Source organism: Pontibacter sp. CAU 1760, from assembly GCF_054482735.1.
In genome coordinates this window covers 336,877-360,553 of record NZ_JBTLRL010000001.1, presented here as the reverse complement: position 1 = coordinate 360,553, position 23,677 = coordinate 336,877, and the positions used below count along the sequence as shown (strand labels likewise).

The following is a 23,677-nucleotide window of genomic DNA, read 5'->3' as shown; positions in this document are numbered from 1 at the left end:
CAATGAATTTGCCCTACAGCTATACCTGTATAAAGTGCGCTAAGCGCTTCGGCAATCTCTGCCTCCGCGCTTAGCTCTTACTTTATTACTCCAACGTGATTTCCAGTGCCAGTCCTCTTAGCTCGTGAATCAATACGTTGAATGATTCCGGGATATTCGGCTTCGGCAACACGTCGCCTTTTACGATGGCCTCGTATGCTTTCGCTCGGCCAATCACGTCATCTGATTTTACTGTAAGTATTTCCTGCAGCACGTTAGAAGCACCGAAGGCCTCTAGTGCCCATACCTCCATCTCACCGAAACGCTGACCACCAAACTGGGCTTTACCACCCAATGGCTGCTGCGTGATCAAAGAGTATGGTCCGATAGAACGGGCGTGCATCTTATCATCTACCAAGTGGCCCAGTTTCAGCATGTAAATCACGCCTACTGTTACCGGCTGGTCGAAGCGATCGCCGCTCAATCCATCAAACAGGTATGAACGTCCGAACACAGGAAGTCCGGCCTCGGCCAACTCTGCAGAAACCTGCTCTTCCGTGGCACCGTCGAAGATTGGCGTCGCATACGTTCTGCCCAACTTCAGACCTGCCCATCCAAGCACTGTCTCATATATCTGACCGATGTTCATTCGGGAAGGTACGCCAAGCGGGTTAAGCACGATGTCCATTGGCGTTCCGTCTTCCAGGAACGGCATGTCCTCTTCACGAACGATTCTTGCTACCACACCCTTGTTACCGTGACGTCCCGCCATCTTGTCACCCACTTTCAGCTTACGCTTCTTCGCGATGTACACCTTGGCTAACTGTACGATACCTGCCGGCAGTTCGTCTCCAACCTCCAGCGTGAAACGCTCACGCTTAAAGTGTGCAGAAACGATGTTACGGCGCTTGTTGTAGTTCTTGACAAGTTGCACCAGCATTCCGTTTGTTTTCTCGTCAGCGGTCCAGTTCTCCAAGATCAGGTCCTTGAACATGTTCACCTCTTCCGGAACGGCGTAGTTGCTCTCGTCTTTGTATGGGTTCTTCTCCGGGAATAAAGCCTCCGAGATGTTCTTTCTCGTGAACTTAGAGCCCTTCGTCAGAATATCATCTCCAAACTTGTGCTTGATGCCCTGTGAGGTCTTACCTTCCAGTAAAGCAACCAACTTGTCGGCCATCACATTTTTGATGACGTTCAGTTCTTTGCTGTATTTAACCTTTAGTTCTTCAACCTCTTTCTTAGACTTGGCACGCAGGTTCTTGTCTTTTTTCGGACGGGAGAACAGCTTGGTCTCAATCACAACACCGTTCAATGATGGCGGCGCCTTAAGCGAGGCATCCTTCACATCACCGGCCTTGTCTCCGAAGATAGCACGCAGCAGTTTCTCCTCTGGTGTCGGGTCAGTTTCTCCTTTCGGCGTGATCTTACCGATCAGGATATCTCCCTCACGTACTTCAGCACCGATACGGATGATACCGTTCTCGTCCAGGTTGCGAACGGCCTCCTCGCTTACGTTCGGGATCTCAGAGGTTAATTCCTCCTCGCCACGCTTCGTCTCACGAACTTCCAGCTCAAACTCCTCGATGTGGATAGACGTGAACACATCGTCACGCACTACTTTCTCAGAGATTACGATCGCATCCTCGAAGTTATACCCTTGCCAAGGCATGAAGGCCACCTGCAGGTTACGTCCCAGTGCCAGTTCGCCTTCGTTTGTGGCATAGCCCTCGCACAATGGCTCCCCTTTGGTAACGCGCTGGCCTTTTCTCACAATCGGAGAAAGGTTGATGCAGGTATCTTGGTTTGTTCTTCTGAATTTGATTAGCTTGTAGGTAACATACTCGGCGTCGAAAGAAACTAGCTTCTCATCATCGCTCAAGTCATACTTCACTACAATTTTAGTAGAGTCAACAAAGTCGATTTCTCCGTCGCCTTCTGCAATTACCAGGGCACGTGAGTCAATCGCTGCTCTTCTCTCCAAACCTGTACCTACAATCGGGGCCTGTGGCTTCAAAAGTGGCACAGCCTGGCGCTGCATGTTCGAGCCCATCAAGGCACGGTTCGCATCGTCATGCTCCAGGAATGGAATCATAGAGGCTGCCACCGATACAATCTGGTTCGGCGCAACGTCCATGTAGGTATAAGTCTCTGGTGCTTCAACCGGGAAGTCACCTTCGAAACGACCTTTTACTGTTGGGTTTACAAAGTTACCGCCATCGTCGATCACGGCGTTCGCCTGTGCGATGTGGTGGGTGTCTTCCTCTTCTGCTGTCAGGTACTCTACAGTACCGTCAATCACTACCTTACCTCCGATCACCTTTCTGTAAGGTGTCTCGATAAAGCCCATGTGGTTTACGCGAGCGTGCACACACAGCGAGGAGATCAGACCGATGTTCGGACCCTCTGGCGTTTCAATGGTACAAAGTCGTCCGTAGTGCGTGTAGTGAACGTCACGTACCTCAAAACCGGCACGCTCTCTTGACAGACCACCTGGCCCCAGTGCTGATACACGACGCTTGTGCGTCACTTCAGCCAGCGGGTTGGTCTGGTCCATGAATTGAGAAAGCTGGTTTGTTCCGAAGAACGAGTTGATTACAGAAGACAGCGTACGCGCGTTGATTAGGTCAACAGGCTTGAAATCTTCGTTGTCGCGCACGTTCATACGCTCTTTGATGGTACGGGCCATACGGGCCAGACCAACGCCGAACTGAGCATATAGCTGCTCGCCTACCGTTCTTACACGGCGGTTGCTCAAGTGGTCAATATCATCGACAACAGCCTTAGAGTTGATCAAACCAATCAGGTACTTCACGATCAGGACAATGTCCTCGTTGGTCAGTACTTTCGCTTCCCAGTTTGAGTCTAGGCCAAGCTTCTTGTTGATTCTGTAACGACCAACTTCTCCCAGGTCATAACGCTTGTCAGAGAAGAACAGCTTCTGGATGATATCACGGGCTGTTTCAACGTCTGGTGCCTCAGTGTTTCGCAACTGGCGGTAGATTTGCTCTACGGCTTCCTGCTCTGAGTTAGAGTTGTCTTTCTGAAGGGTGTTGTAGATAATCGCATAATCCGCGATGTTTACGTTCTCACGGTGCAAGATGATTGACTTCACACCGGAGTCCACAATCACATCGATATCCTCCGTGGTGATTTCAGAGTCACGCTCCAGGATCACCTCGTTACGGTCGATGGAAACTACCTCCCCTGTGTCCTCATCTACGAAGTCTTCCGTCCATGTTCTGAGAACGCGTGCAGCAAGCTTTCTTCCGATAGACTTCTTCAGGGTTGCTTTATCTGCCGGCACTTCCTCAGAAAGGCCAAACAGGTCAAGTATATCTTTGTCTGTTCCGTAACCGATGGCACGGAGCAGGGTGGTAACAGGAAACTTTTTCTTACGGTCGATGTAAGCATACATCACGTTGTTCACGTCTGTTGCAAACTCAACCCAAGAACCTTTAAAAGGAATAATTCTGGCAGAATATAGCTTTGTACCGTTAGTATGCTTACTTTGTGCAAAGAACACCCCCGGAGATCTGTGTAGCTGTGATACAATTACACGCTCGGCGCCGTTGATTACAAAAGAGCCTTTTTCAGTCATGTATGGGATGTTACCCAAAAACACTTCCTGCTCGATTGTCTCAAAGTCCTCGTTGTCCTCATCGTTGCAGATTAGGCGAAGCTTTGCTTTCAAAGGCACTGAGTAGGTCAAGCCCCTGTCGATGCTTTCATCTACAGAATACTTGGGAGGATCTATATGATAGTCGATAAACTCCAACACGAAGTTTTCTCTTGAATCTGATATGGGGAAGTTCTCGGCAAATACCTTGAACAAACCTTCCTGGGCTCTATTCTCCGCCGGGGTCTCCAACTGAAAGAAGTCCTGGAATGACTGAAGCTGAACATCTAAGAAGTCAGGATAGTCAATGACCGGATTAATAGAGGCGAAGTTAATTCGCTCTGTCGTTCTATTGTTAGCCAAAGCCTTGGAATTTTAGTTAATGATCATTATAAACACACAGAGTCCAAAACAACTGTGGGCAAAAAAAGGATCCAAGAAAACTTGAATCCATATACAAACAGGAAAAGACCTGACTAAACTGCCAGGTCTACCTGTTATCGGTATGTTGATATAGTGGGATTATTTAACCTCCACTTCAGCACCAGCTTCTTCCAAAGATTTCTTCAGTGATTCAGCCTCGTTCTTGTCAACACCTTCTTTCAGTGCTTTAGGAGCGCCATCAACTAATTCTTTAGCCTCTTTCAGACCAAGACCAGTCAACTCTTTAACCAGCTTAACTACCGCTAGTTTCTGAGCACCTGCTGACTTCAGGACTACGTCAAAAGAAGTTTTTTCTTCTGCAGCAGCTCCACCCTCAGCACCTGCACCACCAGCCATCATAACTGGAGCAGCAGCAGCTGGCTCGATACCGTACTCGTCCTTCAGAATAGTAGCTAGTTCACTAACTTCCTTAACAGTTAAGTTTACTAACTGCTCAGCGAATGCTTTCAAATCTGCCATTTTTATTGAAATTAAAAGTTACTTATTGATTACGTTTTAAAAATTATTCTTTTTCCGATAATGTTTTCAGGATACCGGCTAACTTACCACCGCTGCTCTGAAGCGCAGAAACAACGTTCTTCGCAGGAGACTGAAGCAAGGCGATAACATCAGCGATGAGCTCATTCTTAGACTTAACGTTAGAAAGTGCTTCTAACTGGTCTTCGCCTATGTATAAACCTGCATCGATGAATGCACCTTTCAGAAGTGGCAGTTGGCTGCCTTTCTTTCTGAAATCTTTGATGAGTTTTGCAGGGGCATTGCCTGACTCCGCAGAGAACAGGATACCGGAAGCGCCTTTCAAAACACCTTCAAGTGCAGTCGTATCAGCCTCTAGTGTGTCCAGAGCCTTTTTGATCAGTGTGTTCTTATATACTTTGTACTCAAGACCGCGGTCAAAGCACATTCTCCTGAACTGGTTAATGCTTGCTACGCTCATGGTAGAGGCATCGGTGATGTAGAAGTAGTTCGTGTTAGCGAACTTCTCGCTCAGTTCATTTACGATTATCTCTTTTTCTTCCCTGGTCATTTTCTTAGATTGTTGCGTTCTTGTCAACGATTACGGCCGGGCTCATCGTGCTTGACATCGTGATGCTTCTGATGTATGTGCCCTTAGCTGAAGAAGGCTTCAAACGGTTCAGTGTCTGAATTACCTCAGCTGCATTCGCAGCCAACTGATCTGCAGAGAAAGAAGCTTTGCCTACGCTGGTGTGGATGATTCCGAACTTGTCAACTTTAAAGTCGATTTTACCGGCTTTCACTTCTTTTACCGCTTTAGCTACATCCTGCGTTACAGTTCCAGACTTTGGGTTTGGCATCAGGTTACGTGGACCTAAAATTCTACCCAAACGACCAACCTTCGCCATTACTGCTGGCATCGTGATGATCACGTCTACATCTGTCCAGCCTTTCTCGATTTTCTGGATATAGTCATCCAGACCTACGAAATCAGCACCTGCATCCTTTGCTTCCTGCTCTTTGTCCGGTGTAACCAAGGCAAGAACTTTCACGTCTTTGCCTGTGCCGTGCGGCAATGTTACGATTCCTCGCACCATCTGGTCAGCCTTACGAGGGTCAACTCCTAAGCGCACATCGATATCAACAGAGGCATCAAATTTGGTGAACGTAATGTCCTTTACAACTGAAGCGGCATCTGTTAAAGAATACTCTTTTGTCAGGTCAGCTTTTTCTAAAGCAGCCTTCCTTTTCTTTGAAATCTTTGCCATTTGTCCTTTAACTAATTATTCGTTCCACGGAGCATTACCAGAAACCGTGATACCCATGCTTCTTGCTGTTCCTGCTACTTGTTTCATAGCAGCTTCAACTTTGAATGCATTTAAATCTGGCATCTTTGTTTCTGCAATCTCTCTAATCTGATCCCATGTTACAGATCCTACTTTGTTTCTGTTAGGCTCTTTTGAACCGCCCTTGATCTTAGCAGCATCCATTAACAATACAGGAGCAGGTGGCGTCTTAATAACGAAGTCAAAAGACTTATCTGCGTAGATTGTAATCAATACTGGTAACACTTGTCCAGGCTTATCCTGTGTTCTAGCATTGAACTGCTTACAGAACTCCATGATGTTAAGACCCTTAGAACCAAGTGCAGGTCCAATCGGTGGCGATGGGTTCGCGGCACCTCCCTTTACCTGTAATTTCAGGTAACCTTTTATTTCCTTTGCCATTATATTATTTTACTACGATTCTTTCTCTACCTGCATATAGTTCAGTTCTACCGGCGTATTTCGGCCAAAGATCTTCACCATCACATTCAGTTTCTTACGCTCTTCGAATATTTCTTCCACTGTTCCGGAGAAACCACTGAACGGACCATCCATTACTTTGATTGTCTCTCCTACCACAAATGGTGTATCCAGCACTTCTGCCTGCTCTTCTGCTTCGTCAACGGTACCCAGAATCCTGTTTACTTCTGACTGGCGCAATGGAACAGCTTTTTTGGTGGCAGATCCATCATTGGCTCCCAGGAAGCCAATAACCCCTGGCGTGCTGATGATAATGTGCTCAGCCTCACCATGAGATAAGTCTGCGTGTACCAGCACGTATCCTGGAAAGAAGCTACGCTCGCGGATACGCTTTTTACCGCCCCGCATTTCGTATACTTTCTCAGCCGGGATCAGCACCTGCGGCACATACTCATCAAGGCCCTGGCGCATGATCTCATTTTCCAGGTAAGCTTTCGCTTTTTTCTCCTGTCCGCTTACTGCGCGAACCACATACCATTTTAAATCAGCCATATCCCTAATTTAAAATTGGTTGTAAAACCATGTCAGCCCTGAATCAAAAACAAAATCCATAGCACCAACCACAAGAGCAAATATCAATGAACCTATCAAGACAAGCACAGAACTGTTTTGCAATTCAGCATAAGTCGGCCAAGAGACTCTGTCTCTCATCTCCTCTACTGTATCGTTGATATAGGTTGTTACTTTGCTCATCGCTTCGCTTTACTGAGGGTGAAAAAATTGCACGGGTGGAGAGACTCGAACTCCCAGCCAATGGTTTTGGAGACCACTACTCTACCAATTGAGCTACACCCGTAAAAAAATGCACGCCACTTTTTCCAAATGGAGTGCAAATTTATCTATTTTATTCATGAAAACAAACCCGTTCTTAAAAAACTTTCTAAGAACGGGTTTGAATCAAGTATAATTAGTCTAGGATTTCAGTTACCTGACCGGCACCTACTGTTCTACCACCCTCACGGATCGCAAAACGCAGACCTTTTTCCATAGCAACCTTGTTGATCAACTTCACAGTGATTGTGATGTTGTCACCTGGCATTACCATTTCTACGCCTTCAGGAAGAACGATCTCTCCTGTAACGTCTGTCGTTCTCAGGTAGAACTGTGGACGGTACTTGTTGAAGAATGGCGTGTGACGGCCACCTTCTTCTTTAGAAAGAACGTAAACCTCAGCTTTGAACTCCTGGTGAGGCTTTACAGAACCTGGCTTACAGATAACCATACCACGACGGATATCAGTTTTCTCTATACCACGAAGCAAAAGACCTACGTTGTCACCAGCTTCACCTCTGTCAAGGATCTTACGGAACATCTCAACTCCAGTAACTACTGACTTCAAGTTCTCAGCACCCATACCCAGGATGTCAACCTGCTCACCAGAGTTGATTACACCACGCTCGATACGGCCTGTTGCAACAGTACCACGACCAGTGATAGAGAACACGTCCTCTACTGGCATCAAGAATGGAAGGTCAGTTAAACGAGCCGGGATTGGAATGTAGCTATCTACTGCAGCCATCAGTTCTTCGATGGTCTTCACCCACTTCTCGTCGCCGTTAAGGCCACCAAGAGCAGAACCCTGAATTACTGGAATGTTATCGCCGTCGAAATCATAGAAAGAAAGCAACTCACGGATTTCCATCTCAACAAGCTCAAGAAGCTCCGGATCGTCCACCATGTCAACTTTGTTCATGAAAACTACCAACTGAGGAACACCTACCTGACGGGCAAGAAGGATATGCTCGCGTGTCTGTGGCATTGGACCATCAGTAGCAGCAACCACAAGGATAGCGCCGTCCATCTGGGCAGCACCAGTAACCATGTTCTTCACGTAGTCAGCGTGACCTGGGCAGTCAACGTGCGCATAGTGACGGTTTTCTGTAGCGTACTCTACGTGTGATGTATTGATAGTAATACCTCTTTCTTTTTCTTCAGGAGCGTTGTCAATTGAAGAGAAGTCACGAAGTTTAGCAAGACCTTTATTTGCCAACACAGTTGTGATAGCAGCTGTCAAAGTAGTTTTGCCGTGGTCAACGTGACCAATAGTACCGATATTTACGTGCGGTTTGGAACGGTCAAATGTTTCTTTAGCCATTGTATGATATTAAATTAAGGTTAAAACGTTTAAGTTTATGTCGCGCTTTTTAATTACACGTAACGGACTTTGAGCCAACGATGGGAATTGAACCCACGACCTCTTCCTTACCAAGGAAGCACTCTACCCCTGAGCTACGTCGGCTTCTAAGTTCATCTAGGATATTACAACCCTATTTACAGTAAAAAGGAAGCTCATCTGCATGAATTTCCTTCTCCAGTTAATCCGTAAAGTAGTAAGCTGCACTATTCTAACTTAAATGAGCGGGAGACGAGGGTCGAACTCGCGGCCTATAGCTTGGAAGGCTATCGCTCTACCAACTGAGCTACTCCCGCTTACTTTAATTTTGAATAATTGAATGCGTGAATAAAAAAACAAAATCACCATTCAGTCACTCTGTTATTCAAGCATTCAAAATTAATCAGTGGGGAGAGCAGGATTCGAACCTGCGAAAGTTTACACTAACGGAGTTACAGTCCGTTCCATTTGGCCGCTCTGGAATCTCCCCGATTTCACTAATCTCAATAAAATCAGCAAAACTATTTCCTTAGATGAACCCGTTTACGAGCCCTTGCTTGTTCTAAGGAGATGCAAAATTAAGCCCTTTTTCTTTCCAGTCAAACAATCCGGAAAAAAAATGTGAATTATTTTTCCTCGTTTACACCCCATACAGTTGCAGGAGGCGCTCATCTTTCTCAGTATCACGTATTTCCTTCAGCAATGCCTGCACTTCTGGCTTTTCCGACATCACCATCAACGCCTGATAGGCAGCCGCCCGCACGTAATAAAGGCTGTTGCTTTTTGCCAGATTAGCCAGATAGGCAATTACCTCCGGCGTGTTTGTCTCGGCATTGCTGGCCAGGTAGGCCCCGAAACTCTGCAGCAGGTAGTACAATTGCCCGCCATTGGTGGCCTTTAGCTGGCGCATAAACCAATCGTACTTCTCTGCCCCGCCCTGCACGGCATAATAGGTTGCCAGAGCCAACACGACTTCCTCATTCTTCTCTTTTTCAAATTGAGCGAGCTTCTGCTTCACATCCGGAGCACCGGTACCCGCATAGGCTAATATAGCCGCTGCTGACACCTGGTATGAGCTGTCCTGCATCGCCTTCCCGAACAGGGAGGTATACTTCTCCCCTCCCCAGTTTGCCAGCGCAAGGATGGCGTCTGCGCGAACGGCTCCGCGTTTGTCCTGCGTCGCCGCCTGCAGGATCAGCGGCTCCACTCCAGCCGCATCTTTTTTGTCTAGCCCTGCCAGGTGAGTGACGGCGGCATCTCTTACGCGCCAGTACTTGTCCTGAAGTGCCGTTTTATACATCTGCTGCACAGCAGGTTCGTTTACTTTATCCTCCAGCGCTGACAACGCCTCTATTTTGGGGCCGAACTGGTTGGCATGGGCGAACTGGTACAATAATTCCTGCTCTGATTTCTGATGATCTACTTCCGCCAGCAGTTGTTGGCCGGCATCGAACAAAACCAGTTGTGGTGCCGTGGGCACATCAAAGGTAAATGTCTGCGCTGCTTTGCTAACGGTGATCTTATGGGTTGTTTTTTTTCCGCCTTCCCAAACTGCAACTTCCAGCGGAAGCCTGTAAACCGGCATATAGGCGGTATCCTGCACCTGGGCGACTTGCAGTGCCAGCTTTCCGTTTTGGTAGGTATGAGTCACTTTCAGTTCTGGGTGCCCGGGCTTCATGAACCATTGGTCGAAGAACCACATTAGGTCCATCCCTGTCACATCCTCAAAGGCCATCCGCAGCTCTGCCACTTCCACATCCGAGAACTTGTTGCGGGTAAGGTATAAGTTCAGAGAAGCCCACCATGCATCGTCGCCTACAAGCTGCCGGAGCATATGCAACACCCGCCCGCCTTTGGCATAGGAGTGACTGTCGAACATATCTTCGCGGCTGTTGTAGTAATACCGGATCAGGGGCTCCCGCTTGGTCTGCGCCTCATCCAGATACTGCCCCAGCTCATCTAGCTGCAGGTAAGCGGCCTCATCTGCTCCAAACTTGTGCTCTGCCCACAGGTATTCTGAATAATTGGCGAAAGACTCGTTTAGCGGCAGGTTAGCCCACGATTCAGTGGTCACGTAATCGCCAAACCACTGGTGGAACAGCTCATGCGCGATAATCCCGTCCCAGTCTTTATCCAGCAACTCGCGCTCATTCAGCTGCAGGCCCTCCATGAATACCGAGGCAGAAGTATTCTCCATAGCCCCCGACACGAAATCGCGCACGACTACCTGCGCGTATTTAGGCCATGGGTATGCTACGCCCAGCTTTTGGGAAAAGAACTCCATCATTTCGGGGGTATGGCCGAATATCTTTTTGGCGGTGCCTTTGTAGGCTGGCTCCACATAGTAGTTCACCTCCCGGTCACGCCACGTGTCTTTCACTACGGCAAACTCACCGATCGCCATCATGGCCAAGTAAGGCGCATGGGGCAGTTCCTGCTTCCAGTAATCTGTTTTGGTACCGTCGGCGTTTTGGCGCGAATACATGAACACCCCGTTGGATAGCGTGGTATAAGCCGGGTCCACGGTGATGTATACATCCTGCGTCATGCGCTCGTTTGGCGAGTCAATGGTGGGAAACCAGGCTGAGTTCGCCTGCGTTTCGCCCTGGGTCCAGATCTGCGTCGGCTTCTCGGTGTTATCCTTCAGCGGATTTATAAAATAAAGCCCTTTGTCCGAGGAGATGGCATCGCTTCCGCCTGCCGCGAGTTCATTGGGCTTAGCGGTATAGCTGATCTCGACCACATACTCCTCGTTGCGGGTATAAGTCTTGTTCAAGGCAATGGCCAGTTTCTCGCCATCGTAGCTATACTTGAGTGGGGTGCCGTCATACCCCTTCATCAGGCTCACACTGTGGATATCCATCCCTTTCGCGTCCAGTTCCAAAGTATCCTGGGGGTAAAAGTATGGCTTCAGTTTTAACTCCGCCGTGCCGTTCAGGTACTGCTTTTGCCAATCGAAGCGCACCCGCAGCGCGGTATGGATCAGGTCATGCTTTTTAGTGCGGGAAGGATTAAAGCTGTACTTCTTAGGAGCCCACTCAGGCACCGCTGCTGTAGGCGCAGGGGCTGGTTTAGCGGTGGCTACTGCCCTGGGCTTTTTATCCGTAACAGCTTTGTTGGCATTGCACCCGCCAGTCAGGGCCATTACAGCAGAAAGGCTTACAATGCTCAAAAACCTATGATTCATAAGTAGATTGTTTTAATTTTGAGGTGAAGTTCTAAATTTACTTTAAGAAATCAATTAACTTTAAGGTCAAAACCACTCGAACGAAGATGCTCCAGGTAAAAACCGCTAACGGCAAAACATGGCAGGTTGATATTCAGAAAGGGACAATGTTGTTGAACGACGCTCCCTTCGATTGGGACATCTCCCCTATCGGCCACAACACCTATCACATCATAAAGGACGCTCGCTCGTATACGGCAGAATTAGTTACCGCGAACTACGAAGAGAAAACTTTTACCTTTAAAATCAACGGAAAGGTGCAAACTGTGAGCGTGAAAGACCGCTTCGACCTGCTGCTCGACAAGCTGGGCATGAGCAACGCCAACGCCCATAAGGTGAACGACGTGAAAGCCCCGATGCCTGGGCTGATTCTGGAGATAAAGGTACAACCCGGCCAGGAAGTAAAAAAAGGCGACCCGATCATGATTTTGGAGGCTATGAAGATGGAGAACATCCTAAAGTCCCCGGGCGACGGCGTTGTGAAGGAAATCAAAGTAAAAGAAAAGCAGAATGTGGAGAAAAACCAAGTGCTGATTCTGTTTTAACATCGCAACAAGCGACTGCCCCGGTAGTCGCTTTGTTGTGTAAGCGAAGATTTATAACCAATACAGATATATACCGTGAAGTATAAACGAATTTTGCTAAAGCTCAGCGGAGAAGCGCTCATGGGCGACCAACAGTACGGAATCGACTCTAACAGACTGATCCAGTATGCACAAGAGATCAAGGATGTTTCCGCGCTTGGTGTGGAAGTGGCTGTGGTGATCGGCGGAGGCAATATTTTCAGGGGGGTGCAGGCTGAGCGCGTAGGGCTCGACCGCGTGCAGGGAGATTACATGGGTATGCTGGCTACCGTTATCAACAGCATGGCGCTGCAGAGTGCGCTTGAGAAACTGGGGGTTTACACCCGCCTGCTCTCCGGCATCAACATTCAGCAGGTATGCGAGCCATACATCCGCCGACGTGCCGTACGCCACCTCGAGAAAGGGCGTGTGGTGATCTTCGGGGCCGGAACAGGCAACCCCTACTTCACCACGGATTCAGCGGCTTCGCTGCGTGCCATCGAGATTGAGGCGGACGTGGTGCTGAAAGGCACCCGCGTGGATGGCATTTACTCTGCAGACCCGGAGAAAGACCCCAATGCAGTGTTCTACCGTAATATCTCTTTCAAGGAAGTGTTTGAGAAGGGCCTGAACGTGATGGACATGACCGCCTTTACGCTTTGCAAGGAAAACGGCCTGCCTATCATCGTGTTTGACATGAACAAAGCCGGCAACCTGGAGCGCCTGGTAAACGGCGAGGAAATCGGCACGCTGGTAAGCATGGACGAAGTGGTGGAGGAATTGAAGGCCTCAATCGAGCAATTGCAGGAGAACCCGCGTCCTGAGGAAAAATAATTTTATTATTTTTGCCCTGTTTATTTCAGAACTACAATAAGCTAATTAGATATGACGGAAGAAATTCAGTTTTACCTCAGCGAAGCAGAGGAGTCGATGGAAAAGGCCGTGCAGCACACAGGCATGGAGCTTACGAAGATACGTGCCGGCAAGGCTTCTCCTGCTATGGTAGAGCATTTGAAGGTAGATTACTACGGCGCGCCAACACCTCTCTCGCAGGTTGCCAACGTGGCCACCCCTGATGCGCGCACCCTGCTGATCAAGCCTTGGGAGAAAAACATGCTCGGCGAGATCAACAAGGCCATCAAGAACAGCGACCTCGGACTGAACCCGCAGCAGGAGGCTGATGCGATCCGCCTGAATATCCCGGCCCTTACCGAGGAGCGTCGCCGCGACCTGGTGAAGCAGGTAAAGACTGAGACAGAGAACGGGAAGATCAGCATCCGCAACATCCGCAAAGACGTGAACGACACCCTGAAGAAACTGCAAAAAGAAGGCACTTCAGAGGATGCCGTACGCGATGCAGAGGCCAAGGTGCAAAAGCTTACGGACGGCTACATCGTAAAAATAGATGAACTGCTTTCGAAAAAAGAAGCAGAGATCATGACAGTGTAACTATAACACCTACAGAAACACCTCATAGAAAAGCCCCTTTAAATATGTAAAGGGGCTTTTCTATTTTCTCCATCATTTAACCGATTACCTCAGAACTAGCTGTATGAACGTCTTATTTCTCACATTCGGCGACAATATCCAGAACCACTACCAGGCCAATTTCGCAATCCTTTCCTTGTTAAAGGACAAGTCAGGTATCAACAGGATCTATGTCTACACAGACCGCCCGCAGTATTACAGCCGTTACCTCGACTATGTGCAGGTAGTGCCTATTTCTGAGGAGATGATGAAAGACTGGAAGGGGCCTTACGACTTTTTCTGGCGGCTGAAGCTTAAAGCGATGGAAGACCTGGTGCGACGGCACCCGGACATGCCGATGCTTTTCCTGGACTCTGATACGTTCCTTTACACAGACCTCGCACACTTGACGGCACCGCTGCAACAGGGAAAAGCACTGATGCATGTGGCCGAAGGATTGCTCTCACAGTTGAAAAGCAAGACAGAGCGCAGAATGTGGTCTAAAGTAAATGGCCTGAAGGTCGGAGACATTACGATCAATGCCGGGCACACGATGTGGAACTCAGGCGTATTGGGTTTGCCTGCGGCCCGAAACCAACAAACCATTGAACTGGCCATACAGTTATGCGACACCATGCGCGCGCAAGACACAACCAGAATGATTGAGCAGTTCGCCCTGTCTATCGCCCTGACTGAGACATACCCTATGGAAGCCGCTAATGCTACGATTGGGCACTACTGGGGCAATAAAGGCCAATGGAACGAGCGCATCACGCAATTCTACATGGAGTCGTTTTTAAAGGCCTATACGGTAGAACAGGATGTGGCGCGCCTGCAGGAATTTGATTACGGGCAACTGCCCCTTATCCTGCGTGTCAAAACGACCCACAAGCGTCTGTCAAAGGCCATCGATAAGCTGTTTCCGGCTAGGGCCACGCAGTATGTAGGAGAGCATAAGGAGCGGAAGCGTTAGAGCCCAGTGCTCCTTTTTCTACACATACAGCTTATGCACCCGCATGTAATCCGCCACAGCATCAGGAACCAGGTACTTGATGCTCTTTTCCTCTTTGATGCATTTCCGGATGAATGTCGCTGAAATATCCAGTATGGGCGCTTTCACGAAGGTTACCTGGGGCATATCCGGCAGCTCTGTGGTAACAGAGCCAGAGCGCGGGTATACATACACCTTGTGATACTCCAGTATACGTTCGGAGTTCTTCCATTTAGGGAACAACGGCAGGTTGTCCTCCCCCATGATCAGCACAAACTCGTAGCTCGGGTACTTTTCCTGCAGATAGGTTAGCGTGTCGATGGTATAACTCGGCTTGGGCATACTGAACTCGATGTTTGACACACCCAGGTTCGGGTTATCCGCAATGGCCAAAGACACCATGTGCAACCGATCGAACTCATGCAACAGCGTGTTACTGGGCTTAAACGGGTTCTGCGGCGACACTACCAGCCATACCGTGTCCAGGTCGGTATTGGTGGCCATGAAGTTGGCTAGAATCAGGTGGCCGATGTGTATGGGGTTAAAAGAGCCAAACAACAGGCCTACCTTCATACGATGGCTGGTTCAGACTTCAGGAAATTGTTTACAATTTTTTCGGCTTCGGCAAAGGCCCTGTTCAGGTCATCGTTCACGATCACTGTGTCGAACTGGTCTTCGAAGCTCATCTCGAATTTGGCCTTGAATACGCGGCTGCTGATGCTAGAGGCAGAGTCGGTGTTGCGGGCAGTCAGCCGATTGGCTAATTCCTCTACAGAAGGGGGCTTTACAAACACGGCCAGGGCGCGTTCTTTGTAAAAGTTCTTGATGCTCAGGCCCCCTTTTACGTCCACATCCAAAATCACGTGCTTGCCGCTTTTCCAGATGCGCTCGATCTCAGACTTCAGGGTGCCGTAAAAGGCGCCCTCATACACCTCTTCCCACTCCACGAATTCGTCTGCCTTGATTCTATCCTTAAATTCATCAGGCGTGATGAAGTAGTAGTCCTTGCCGTTCTCCTCAGAGCGGCCGCGCTTGTCGCGAGTACAGGCAGAAATAGAGAAGCTCAGGTGTGGGTTTACGTTGAGCAGGTGCTTTACAATAGTAGTTTTGCCGGCGCCGGATGGGGCCGAAAAGATGATAATCTTACCTTGCATTAGGGGCTATAGTGTTTCTTGAATCTTCGCTTTGATACGGTTTGCCAGGCTTGCCGGCACAATCACGCGCTTGAGGTGGCCACTGACCAAGCCTTTAAGGAGCTTTTGTTTCTGATGGTTTTCGAAGCAGGGCACGCACTCTTCGAGGTGTTGGTTAAATAAGTGCTGCTCATCGGAGGAGGCCTCTCCATCAACTATACTATCGAGCAGTTTCGCTATTCTTTCACACTCAGCCTCTTTACCTTCCACCGGTGCGTTTTGATATACTTCTGTAAATTTCGGTTCCATCTTCACTCAAACTCTATAAATGCGTCTAATTATTATAACCCATGGTTTTGGCATATTTCTCCAACTTCTCTTTTAAAGAGTTCCGGGCGCGGTGAAGCCTTGAGCGTACAGTTCCAATCGGTATATCCAGTATCTTGGCCATCTCCTCATAGGTAAACCCTTCCAGGTCGCAGAGGATAATCACGGTTCTGAAGTCAACAGGCAGGGCATTCAGGGCGCTGGCCACCTCATCCCCAATCAGGTCCTGCACGCTTTCGGTGCGCATGTCGGTGGTGGTGGCCACCCCACTCTCGCCCTCCACGTCTTCAGAGTTATAGTAACCTTCTACCTCGCTGTAGTCAACTTTGGCAGGCTGTTTGCTCTTTTTCCGGAACTCATTAATGAAGGAGTTCTTCAGGATTCGGAACAGCCATGCTTTTGCATTAGTTCCTTGCTCGAAATAGTCGAAAAAGCGATAGGCCTTCAGGTAGGTCTCCTGCACCAGGTCATTGGCGTCATCTTCGTCTAAGGTGAGCCGATAGGCAAAATTGTACAGAGGATCGAGCACAGGCAGCAATTCGGCCTCAAACCGTGCGTCCTTCTCCTCTTTACTCAGTTGTTTACCTTTTTGCTCGCTCATCGAATTGGATTTTTTACTTTAATATAATCCTCTTTATCGCGTATTATACGCAAATATAGAAATTTTAATTACATACCTCGCTTGCCGCCCTAGGGTTGCAGCAGACCGCCACTGGGGCGGGTGTTTTTTGGCGAGCCGGTTACGCCGGTATACGCACTGAAATATGGCCTGTTTACCGGCCCTTGCCTGCATTGCAGCATTACTCCCTGTACGCAGCACCTGCTTCAGCGCTTTTTGTAGTTCCCTTATCGTACCATACCCCTCGCTTGCTTAGCCATTTCAGGGTGCCGGAACAAAGGCAGGATGGGTTATTTAGGCTCTTGCAGGGGTAAAAAAGCTTGTTGCAACAAACTTTTTTACCCCTGCCCGTTTATTAGTACGTAAGTGAGCGAAATTTCGAAACATTATTCCCGGTTGATATAATGAATCGACCTCATTTCATTTTAGAACATTTTTCCATAATTTCGCTTCTATCTATTATAGACACAAAAGGGACATAAACTAAAATAAAACATGTCAGAATTTGCTGAAATTACTTTAGAGGGTAAATCCTACCAAATGCCAGTTACCGTAGGCACTGAAGATGAAAAAGCCATTGACATTTCATCTTTGCGTTCGGCGTCTGGCTATATCACTTTGGATGCAGGCTATAAGAACACAGGTGCTACAACCAGCGCCATCACATTTTTGGATGGCGAGAAAGGGATATTGCGTTACAGAGGGTATCCGATAGAGCAGTTGGCCGAGAAGTCTAGCTTTATTGAGGTGGCTTACCTGCTGATTTATGGCGACTTGCCTACAACGGAAGATTTAGAGGGTTTCAGCGATAGAATCAGACGCCATACGCTGGTGAATGAGGACATGCGTAAGATATTGGATGGCTTCCCGTCTGCCGCACACCCCATGGGTATCCTGTCGGCGTTGGTGAGCTCACTGACGGCTTTCTACCCGGAGTCGCTTAAGTCGAACCAGTCAGAGGAGGAGATGGAGCTTTCTATCGTCCGCCTGATGGCCAAGATGCCTACTATAGCGGCCTGGTCCTACAAAAACTCTGTAGGGCATCCGGTTAACTACCCTAAGAACAACCTCGACTATTGCTCGAACTTCATGCACATGATGTTTGCGTACCCAACCGAGACGTATGAGACAAACCCGGTGGTGGTGGATGCACTGAACAAGCTGCTCATCCTGCACGCCGACCACGAGCAGAACTGCTCAACGTCTACGGTACGCTTGGTAGGCTCTGCGCATGCCAGCCTTTACTCTTCTGTGTCTGCCGGCATCAGCGCCTTGTGGGGACCACTGCATGGCGGTGCCAACCAGGCCGTGATCGAGATGCTGGAAGCGATTAAAGCAGACGGTGGCGACTCTAAGAAATTCATCGAGAAGGCCAAGGACAAAAACGATCCGTTCCGTTTGATGGGCTTCGGACACCGCGTCTACAAGAACTTCGACCCGCGCGCGAAGATCATCAAAAAGTCTGCGGATGAAGTGTTAGCGGCTTTGGGTGTGAAAGACCCAATCCTGAACATTGCCAAAGAACTGGAGGAAGCTGCTTTGAACGATCCATACTTCGTGGAGCGCAAACTGTACCCGAACGTAGACTTCTACTCTGGTATCATTTACCGCGCGATCGGTATCCCGACCAACATGTTCACGGTGATGTTCGCCCTTGGCCGTCTGCCAGGCTGGATTGCCCAGTGGAAAGAGATGCGCGAGAACAAAGAGCCAATCGGACGTCCGCGCCAGGTATACGTAGGCGAGACAGAGCGCACGTACGTAGACATGGAAAGCAGGTAGTTTCCGTTCACTTAAAATTCCAGGGATTTCTTTTAGAATGACCTAACCCCTATTTCTTTTGCCGCTTCTTAGATCAGGTTCGCCTTTTGCTGAGAAGCGGCAAAGGCTTTTTTAGCGCAACCCACATCATGGATACGGCGCTAGCCATACCCTCTTAAATACTTTTTTAGCTATACCTCATTTTATGCCGGGTGTCAGTGCCATCATTATCTGCAAAAACGAAGAGCAGTTTATAGCCGGGGCCATCGAGTCGTTGCTGTGGGCGGATGAAGTGCTTCTGGTCGATTCTTATAGCACCGACCATACCCTGGAACTGGCACGGCAGTACCCTGTAAAGATATTGCAGCGCCCCTTCGACAGCTACTCCGCGCAGCGCAACTGGGCCATACAGCAAGCCACGCAGCCGTGGGTGTTGATGCTGGACGCTGATGAACGCATCCCGACAGAACTACAGGAAGAGTTAAAAACACTACTACAGGCAAATCCGACCCATGCCGCCTACCAAATCCGACGCAAAAACTACTTTATGGGCCAGGAAGTGCGTTATAGCGGTTGGCAGAACGACACCGTGACCCGCCTCTTCGGCAAAGCCCGCTGCCACTACAGCGATAAGCAGGTGCATGAAGAATTGCAGGTGCCTGGCCCCATTGGCAAGTTGCACCATCCAATGCTGCACTATACTTACAGAAACCTGCCGCACTTTCTGAGCAAGTGGGACCAGTACAGTTGGCTATCCGCACAGGACAAGGCAAAAAAAACGGGCAAGGTCACGCTGTTTCATCTGGCTTTAAAGCCGATGGTTCGTTTCCTGAAGCAGTATTTTTTGAAGCTTGGTATACTGGACGGGCGTGTGGGGTTTGTAATTGCCTACCTGGCGGCTAGCAGCGTGTTTATGCGTTACCTGAAAATATGGCGGCTGCAGGAAGACACCCAACAACCTGCACAGTTATGAAAGTACTACACCTGGTATCGGAGAAGTCGTGGCGCGGTGGCGAGCAGCAAGTGGCCTATTTAATTGAGGAGCTGCAGCAGCAAGGCTCTACTTGCTACGTAGCCTGCCGGAAGAACACGCCATTTGAGTTATACTGCCAGCAACAGCAGGTGCCGCATATAGCCTTGCCTTTTGCCAACGAGTTCGATTTGCTCACCGCTTATAAAATAAAGCGCTATTGCCGGCAGCAGCAGATAGACCTCGTGCATGCCCATAGTGGCCATTCCCACGCCATCAGTGTGTGGGCCCACCTGCTTGGTAATAACATTCCCATCATCCTGAGCCGCCGCGTGGATTTCCCGGTGAAGGACAATGCCTTTTCGCGGTTTAAATATAACTACAGAGGCATCCGACGCATCATCTGCGTTTCGGACAAGATAAAGGAAGTGGTTTCGGAAAGCCTGCGTCACCCCGAGTTGTGCGTAACCGTGCACAGTGGCATTGATATGAGCCGGTTTAAGAATAGCCGCAGGCAGCAGCAGCTGCATCAGGAGTATAACCTACCGGCCAACCACAAGCTCATTGGCAACATTTCGGCCATTGCCCCGCACAAAGACTATTTCACGTTTGTTGATACCGCTTCCCTGCTGCTCCAGCAACGCCAAGACCTGACGTTCTTTATCATTGGGGATGGCCCCTTGCGTGGACAGGTAGAAGCTTACGTGCAGGAGAAAGGATTACAGCAGCGCATCCTCTTCACTGGCTTCCGGAAGGATATTCCGCAGTTAATGTCGGAACTGGACATATTGCTGGTGACCTCAGAAACAGAAGGACTGGGAACAACGATCCTTGATGCTTTCTCTTGCCATACCCCCGTAGTGGCTACGGCTGCGGGAGGCATCCCTGAAATTGTGCGGCATGGGCAAACCGGCCTGCTCGCACCTGTAAAAGACGCCAGCACATTGGCCGGGCAAGTACAATATCTGTTGAGCACCCCATCTGTGGGTAAACAATTCACTGAAAATGCCTACCAGTTTACGCTTGCGTTTGCTAAAGAGCATACTGCCCACAAGACTGCCACCGTTTACAAAGAAGTTTTAGGGATTCGCTAAAACTTTAAAACAATTTTCAGCGTTCACTTTCTGGCTGCGCATGCGTATGCTGCGCCATGCATAGAACCTATGTTATAGCGCATAAGCCTGTTGCAGCCGCACCAGGGGGTAACCGTATGATTATACATGTATTTAGTGCGTTGTGTCTTGCTTTCTTTCCTGCTGCTTGTTGCTTGTGTTGCACAGGCACAGCAGTATAACTTCCGTAGTTGGACACTAGAGCAAGGGCTTCCGCAATCGCAGATCACGGCTATTATCCAGGATAACAAAGGCTTTTTGTGGCTGGCTACCCGCGGCGGCCTTAGCCGTTTCGACGGCATCAACTTCAGGAATTATACGAAAAGGGAGGGGCTGCTCAGCCAAAACATCACTTCGCTTTACCAGGACAAGCAGCAACGGCTATGGATTGGCACCTCTGATGCTGGCTTATTGCTCTTTGACGGCTATGCCTTCCGGCAGTACGGCGAGAGCCAAGGGCTGCCCGTGAACCAGGTAAACGCCATTGCAGCGGACCATCATGGGCATGTATGGCTGGCAACTAATAAAGGGCTGTTCTTTAAGAATGAAAAGGGCTTATTCCGACGTGCCCCCAATTTGCCCGAACAGATATACACGGCACTCGCTCAGGCTGCTGATGGCACCTTATGGGCCGGCTCTAAAGAAAACGGCCTTTATCAACTGAACGGCTCCCGCAGCATTCATTATACCCAGGCCAATAGCTCACTTCCGAGCAATAACATCACGGTGCTTTCCAAAGCACCTAACAGCACTTTATGGATAGGCACCCCCCAAGGGCTCGCGAAGGTCAGGCACCACACTTTAAGCGTTCCTACCTTACCTGCTGTCGTAGGGTCACCCTCTGTTACAAGCATCACCCACGACAGCCGGGGCCACACCTGGATCGGCCTGCTCCGCAACGGCTTGCTCAGATACGACCGGCAGAATTTCACGCACTTCAGCCGCTTGAATGGGCTCCGCACCCCCCGCATCAGTTCCCTGGCAGCCGACACAGAAGGCAATGTATGGATTGGAACGAATGGGTATGGCTTGCAGCAGTATAAAGCGCCCTGGTTTATACATTACTTTGATTTCGAGCAAACCAATGAGCCGCGCATCACAGCGCTGGCCAGCGATAGCACGGGCACAATGTGGTTAGGCACCGATGAAGGAGAACTTGCCAGCATGCGATCCAGGCGACCCAAGTGGCGCCCTACCCCCTGGCCCAAAGGCAGCACTATCAATAATATATACACCGGTGCTGCTTCTGGAACGTGGGTTTGCAGCAGCAATGGGGTATGGCTTGTAAAACCGGATACCGCCCTACACTACTCCACTGCCGATGGCTTGCCGACTCCTGAGGTATACTATGCCAGCCGCGACAAGGCAGGCACGATGTGGTTTGCCACAGCCAATGGCGTTGCTTACTTCCAAGACAGCGTTTTTGTGCCTGCCAGTATGCCACCTGCGGCAGCTAACTCCAAAGCCAGCTGTTTTTTTCGTGACAGCAAAGACAGGCTATGGGTAGGAACGCAATCGGGGATATACCTTGTAGAGGGGAAAACGCTCGTTACCCCTGCTATGCTGCGGGAAGTTTCCTTTACCGAGGTCAGTTCTATTGCCGAAGACAAAGCAGGGAACCTTTACTTCGCTGGCTTCAACCAGGGCATCCTCATGCTCGACAGCGTTAAGGCCAGGCTGTTCACGGTAAAAGACGGCTTGCCATCGGAAGCTATCAAAACGCTTTTCGCGGACAGGGACGACAACTTATGGGTAGCAACCAGCCGGGACATCCTGAAGCTTAGGTTGTCCCAACTGCGCGAAAAGAACAAGGTATACTACCGCAGCTACAACAGCCAGAACGGGTTTAGGGGAATGGAAGTATGCGAAAACGCCATTTTGCAATCCCCGAACGGCACTATCTGGTTTGGCACCACCAAGGGCCTGACCCAGTACCTGCCCAGCTTAGACAAGCGCAACATCACCTATCCCAAGGCCATGTTAACGGATGTGATGCTGTATTCGAAGCCAACTGACTGGAAAGCCTTAGGCTATGCGACAGACAGCATCACGGGGCTGCCCCAAAACCTGCGCCTGCCCCATACCCAGAACTACCTTTCCTTCGACTTCCATGCCATCTGCCTGTCAGGGCCGGAGCAGGTGCGGTACAAGTACAGGCTAATGGGGTTTGATGAACAATGGTCGCCGCCTGTAGAGCAGTCTTTCGCTACTTATGCTAACCTGTCACCTGGCACCTATACTTTTGAGTTGCTGGCCCGCAACAACGATGGGCTTTGGGCAGCTGAGCCCCTGACCTATACCTTTTCGATTGTTCCGCCCATCTGGCGGCGTGAGTGGTTCATCGGGGTGCTGCTTTTGCTGGTTGCCGGGGCTGTCATAAGCGTAGTGCGCCTGCGTGAGCGAAGCCTGGTGCAGCTGAACACATTGCTGGAGATGCGCGTGAACCACCGCACCCGCCTGCTAGAGCGCAAGAATAAGGAAAAGGAAATGCTGCTGCAGGAAATCCACCACCGGGTAAAGAACAACCTCCAGATCGTGATCAGCATGCTGAACCTGCAGGCCCGCCATGTGCAAGACCCGCAGGCGGTAGACGTGATGCAGGCCATCCGGAGCCGGGTGCGCTCTATGTCTATCCTGCATGAGCGCCTCTACCAACACACTGATCTGGATTGCATTGATTTGGAGGATTATTTCCTCGAAATATGCGAAAGCTTGTATGCTGCATATGGTGTTAGTGCCGCCCGGATTGCCCTTGAAATCAACATGCCGCAGATAAAAGTAAACATTGACGCGGCCATTACGTTGGGACTAATTGTGAACGAGCTTGTGTCTAACTCGCTGAAGTATGCTTTCCCTGATGGGCAGCCTGGTTTTCTGCGAATTGAGCTCATCAAGCACGATTCCGTTCAGTATACACTCACTGTAAGTGATGATGGCCGGGGGCTGCCAGAGCACTTTAATCCGCAGACAAATAAGTCGTTTGGTTTGAAACTGGTTACCTCCCTGAGCAGGAAGTTGGAGGGGAATATTAAATTCATAAATAACAATGGCACTAAATCAATATTATATTTTGTTTTGGCACCATAATTCTTTTA

General features: G+C 49.4%; 21 protein-coding genes and 4 tRNA genes. 8 read left to right on the top strand and 17 right to left on the bottom strand.

Going from position 1 to position 23,677, the window contains the following annotated elements; genetic code table 11:
- Nucleotides 1–85 precede the first annotated feature (85 nt).
- From rpoB to ACXYMU_RS01485, 13 genes are all read right to left on the bottom strand, one after another.
- The gene (rpoB, locus tag ACXYMU_RS01545; RefSeq protein WP_458984580.1) at nt 86–3,958 is read right to left on the bottom strand and encodes a DNA-directed RNA polymerase subunit beta; all 3,873 of its coding nucleotides are present in this window, start codon (nt 3,956–3,958) and stop codon (nt 86–88) included.
- Between the two features lie 159 nt (nt 3,959–4,117).
- On the bottom strand, nt 4,118–4,498 hold the full coding sequence (rplL, locus tag ACXYMU_RS01540) for a 50S ribosomal protein L7/L12 (protein ID WP_458984579.1): 381 nt from the start codon (nt 4,496–4,498) through the stop codon (nt 4,118–4,120).
- Between the two features lie 43 nt (nt 4,499–4,541).
- The gene (gene rplJ / locus ACXYMU_RS01535; RefSeq protein WP_458984578.1) at nt 4,542–5,066 is read right to left on the bottom strand and encodes a 50S ribosomal protein L10; all 525 of its coding nucleotides are present in this window, start codon (nt 5,064–5,066) and stop codon (nt 4,542–4,544) included.
- 4 nt (nt 5,067–5,070) lie between these two features.
- A complete protein-coding gene (gene rplA, locus ACXYMU_RS01530; RefSeq protein WP_458984577.1) occupies nt 5,071–5,763 on the bottom strand; it encodes a 50S ribosomal protein L1 in 693 nt (230 codons plus the stop codon).
- Between the two features lie 15 nt (nt 5,764–5,778).
- A complete protein-coding gene (rplK, locus tag ACXYMU_RS01525) occupies nt 5,779–6,222 on the bottom strand; it encodes a 50S ribosomal protein L11 (RefSeq protein WP_458984576.1) in 444 nt (147 codons plus the stop codon).
- Between the two features lie 12 nt (nt 6,223–6,234).
- Entirely contained in the window at nt 6,235–6,792 is a 558-nt protein-coding gene (gene nusG, locus ACXYMU_RS01520; RefSeq protein WP_458984575.1) for a transcription termination/antitermination protein NusG, read from the bottom strand.
- Nucleotides 6,793–6,801: 9 nt separating this feature from the next.
- The gene (gene secE, locus ACXYMU_RS01515) at nt 6,802–6,993 is read right to left on the bottom strand and encodes a preprotein translocase subunit SecE (RefSeq protein ID WP_458984574.1); all 192 of its coding nucleotides are present in this window, start codon (nt 6,991–6,993) and stop codon (nt 6,802–6,804) included.
- 30 nt (nt 6,994–7,023) lie between these two features.
- Nucleotides 7,024–7,096 (bottom strand) — tRNA-Trp (locus tag ACXYMU_RS01510).
- A 111-nt stretch (nt 7,097–7,207) separates the two neighbouring features.
- Nucleotides 7,208–8,395, bottom strand: a complete 1,188-nt coding sequence (gene tuf / locus ACXYMU_RS01505; protein WP_458984573.1) for an elongation factor Tu — start codon at nt 8,393–8,395, stop codon at nt 7,208–7,210.
- A gap of 72 nt (nt 8,396–8,467) precedes the next feature.
- Nucleotides 8,468–8,539 (bottom strand) — tRNA-Thr (locus tag ACXYMU_RS01500).
- A 118-nt stretch (nt 8,540–8,657) separates the two neighbouring features.
- Nucleotides 8,658–8,730 (bottom strand) — tRNA-Gly (locus tag ACXYMU_RS01495).
- A gap of 90 nt (nt 8,731–8,820) precedes the next feature.
- Nucleotides 8,821–8,903 (bottom strand) — tRNA-Tyr (locus ACXYMU_RS01490).
- A gap of 150 nt (nt 8,904–9,053) precedes the next feature.
- On the bottom strand, nt 9,054–11,600 hold the full coding sequence (locus ACXYMU_RS01485) for a M1 family aminopeptidase (protein WP_458984572.1): 2,547 nt from the start codon (nt 11,598–11,600) through the stop codon (nt 9,054–9,056).
- Nucleotides 11,601–11,686: 86 nt separating this feature from the next.
- On the opposite strand from ACXYMU_RS01485, the gene ACXYMU_RS01480 reads away from it, so the two are divergent.
- The 4 genes from ACXYMU_RS01480 (at nt 11,687) to ACXYMU_RS01465 (ending at nt 14,642) form a co-directional block, all read left to right on the top strand.
- Nucleotides 11,687–12,184 (top strand): acyl-CoA carboxylase biotin carboxyl carrier protein subunit, encoded by a 498-nt coding sequence (locus ACXYMU_RS01480; RefSeq protein WP_458984571.1) that lies wholly within the window; start codon nt 11,687–11,689, stop codon nt 12,182–12,184.
- 75 nt (nt 12,185–12,259) lie between these two features.
- Complete coding sequence (pyrH, locus tag ACXYMU_RS01475) at nt 12,260–13,036, top strand: UMP kinase (RefSeq protein WP_458984570.1); 777 nt, start codon at nt 12,260–12,262, stop codon at nt 13,034–13,036.
- A 51-nt stretch (nt 13,037–13,087) separates the two neighbouring features.
- On the top strand, nt 13,088–13,651 hold the full coding sequence (gene frr, locus ACXYMU_RS01470; RefSeq protein ID WP_458984569.1) for a ribosome recycling factor: 564 nt from the start codon (nt 13,088–13,090) through the stop codon (nt 13,649–13,651).
- Between the two features lie 103 nt (nt 13,652–13,754).
- Nucleotides 13,755–14,642, top strand: a complete 888-nt coding sequence (locus ACXYMU_RS01465; RefSeq protein ID WP_458984568.1) for a hypothetical protein — start codon at nt 13,755–13,757, stop codon at nt 14,640–14,642.
- An 18-nt stretch (nt 14,643–14,660) separates the two neighbouring features.
- On the opposite strand, the gene nadD is transcribed toward ACXYMU_RS01465, so the two are convergent.
- From nadD to ACXYMU_RS01445, 4 genes are read right to left on the bottom strand one after another with little or no spacing between them, the layout of a single operon-like run.
- Nucleotides 14,661–15,233: a nicotinate (nicotinamide) nucleotide adenylyltransferase gene (nadD, locus tag ACXYMU_RS01460; RefSeq protein WP_458984567.1), complete on the bottom strand. Its 573-nt coding sequence runs from the start codon at nt 15,231–15,233 to the stop codon at nt 14,661–14,663.
- Nucleotides 15,230–15,814 (bottom strand): guanylate kinase, encoded by a 585-nt coding sequence (gene gmk / locus ACXYMU_RS01455; protein ID WP_458984566.1) that lies wholly within the window; start codon nt 15,812–15,814, stop codon nt 15,230–15,232. The genes nadD and gmk overlap by 4 nt, the downstream gene beginning before the upstream one ends.
- Before the next feature lie 6 nt (nt 15,815–15,820).
- Nucleotides 15,821–16,102, bottom strand: a complete 282-nt coding sequence (locus tag ACXYMU_RS01450; RefSeq protein WP_458984565.1) for an anti-sigma factor family protein — start codon at nt 16,100–16,102, stop codon at nt 15,821–15,823.
- A 25-nt stretch (nt 16,103–16,127) separates the two neighbouring features.
- The gene (locus ACXYMU_RS01445) at nt 16,128–16,721 is read right to left on the bottom strand and encodes a sigma-70 family RNA polymerase sigma factor (protein WP_458984564.1); all 594 of its coding nucleotides are present in this window, start codon (nt 16,719–16,721) and stop codon (nt 16,128–16,130) included.
- A 513-nt stretch (nt 16,722–17,234) separates the two neighbouring features.
- Between ACXYMU_RS01445 and ACXYMU_RS01440 the strand changes: the two genes are divergently transcribed.
- From ACXYMU_RS01440 to ACXYMU_RS01425, 4 genes are all read left to right on the top strand, one after another.
- The gene (locus ACXYMU_RS01440; protein ID WP_458984563.1) at nt 17,235–18,521 is read left to right on the top strand and encodes a citrate synthase; all 1,287 of its coding nucleotides are present in this window, start codon (nt 17,235–17,237) and stop codon (nt 18,519–18,521) included.
- Nucleotides 18,522–18,705: 184 nt separating this feature from the next.
- The gene (locus ACXYMU_RS01435) at nt 18,706–19,473 is read left to right on the top strand and encodes a glycosyltransferase family 2 protein (protein WP_458984562.1); all 768 of its coding nucleotides are present in this window, start codon (nt 18,706–18,708) and stop codon (nt 19,471–19,473) included.
- Nucleotides 19,470–20,564 (top strand): glycosyltransferase, encoded by a 1,095-nt coding sequence (locus ACXYMU_RS01430; RefSeq protein ID WP_458984561.1) that lies wholly within the window; start codon nt 19,470–19,472, stop codon nt 20,562–20,564. The genes ACXYMU_RS01435 and ACXYMU_RS01430 overlap by 4 nt, the downstream gene beginning before the upstream one ends.
- A 126-nt stretch (nt 20,565–20,690) precedes the next feature.
- The gene (locus ACXYMU_RS01425; protein ID WP_458984560.1) at nt 20,691–23,669 is read left to right on the top strand and encodes a ligand-binding sensor domain-containing protein; all 2,979 of its coding nucleotides are present in this window, start codon (nt 20,691–20,693) and stop codon (nt 23,667–23,669) included.
- Nucleotides 23,670–23,677: the final 8 nt, after the last annotated feature.

What these genes read in the sequence shown, in the direction of transcription:
- rplL (WP_458984579.1), bottom strand. Translation starts at nt 4,498, where the DNA reads ATGGCAGATTTGAAAGCATTCGCTGAGCAGTTAGTAAACTTAACTGTT.
- rplJ (WP_458984578.1), bottom strand. Translation starts at nt 5,066, where the DNA reads ATGACCAGGGAAGAAAAAGAGATAATCGTAAATGAACTGAGCGAGAAG.
- rplA (WP_458984577.1), bottom strand. Translation starts at nt 5,763, where the DNA reads ATGGCAAAGATTTCAAAGAAAAGGAAGGCTGCTTTAGAAAAAGCTGAC.
- rplK (WP_458984576.1), bottom strand. Translation starts at nt 6,222, where the DNA reads ATGGCAAAGGAAATAAAAGGTTACCTGAAATTACAGGTAAAGGGAGGT.
- nusG (WP_458984575.1), bottom strand. Translation starts at nt 6,792, where the DNA reads ATGGCTGATTTAAAATGGTATGTGGTTCGCGCAGTAAGCGGACAGGAG.
- secE (WP_458984574.1), bottom strand. Translation starts at nt 6,993, where the DNA reads ATGAGCAAAGTAACAACCTATATCAACGATACAGTAGAGGAGATGAGA.
- tuf (WP_458984573.1), bottom strand. Translation starts at nt 8,395, where the DNA reads ATGGCTAAAGAAACATTTGACCGTTCCAAACCGCACGTAAATATCGGT.
- ACXYMU_RS01485 (WP_458984572.1), bottom strand. Translation starts at nt 11,600, where the DNA reads ATGAATCATAGGTTTTTGAGCATTGTAAGCCTTTCTGCTGTAATGGCC.
- ACXYMU_RS01480 (WP_458984571.1), top strand. Translation starts at nt 11,687, where the DNA reads ATGCTCCAGGTAAAAACCGCTAACGGCAAAACATGGCAGGTTGATATT.
- frr (WP_458984569.1), top strand. Translation starts at nt 13,088, where the DNA reads ATGACGGAAGAAATTCAGTTTTACCTCAGCGAAGCAGAGGAGTCGATG.
- ACXYMU_RS01465 (WP_458984568.1), top strand. Translation starts at nt 13,755, where the DNA reads ATGAACGTCTTATTTCTCACATTCGGCGACAATATCCAGAACCACTAC.
- nadD (WP_458984567.1), bottom strand. Translation starts at nt 15,233, where the DNA reads ATGAAGGTAGGCCTGTTGTTTGGCTCTTTTAACCCCATACACATCGGC.
- gmk (WP_458984566.1), bottom strand. Translation starts at nt 15,814, where the DNA reads ATGCAAGGTAAGATTATCATCTTTTCGGCCCCATCCGGCGCCGGCAAA.
- ACXYMU_RS01450 (WP_458984565.1), bottom strand. Translation starts at nt 16,102, where the DNA reads ATGGAACCGAAATTTACAGAAGTATATCAAAACGCACCGGTGGAAGGT.
- ACXYMU_RS01445 (WP_458984564.1), bottom strand. Translation starts at nt 16,721, where the DNA reads ATGAGCGAGCAAAAAGGTAAACAACTGAGTAAAGAGGAGAAGGACGCA.
- ACXYMU_RS01440 (WP_458984563.1), top strand. Translation starts at nt 17,235, where the DNA reads ATGTCAGAATTTGCTGAAATTACTTTAGAGGGTAAATCCTACCAAATG.
- ACXYMU_RS01435 (WP_458984562.1), top strand. Translation starts at nt 18,706, where the DNA reads ATGCCGGGTGTCAGTGCCATCATTATCTGCAAAAACGAAGAGCAGTTT.
- ACXYMU_RS01430 (WP_458984561.1), top strand. Translation starts at nt 19,470, where the DNA reads ATGAAAGTACTACACCTGGTATCGGAGAAGTCGTGGCGCGGTGGCGAG.
- ACXYMU_RS01425 (WP_458984560.1), top strand. Translation starts at nt 20,691, where the DNA reads ATGTATTTAGTGCGTTGTGTCTTGCTTTCTTTCCTGCTGCTTGTTGCT.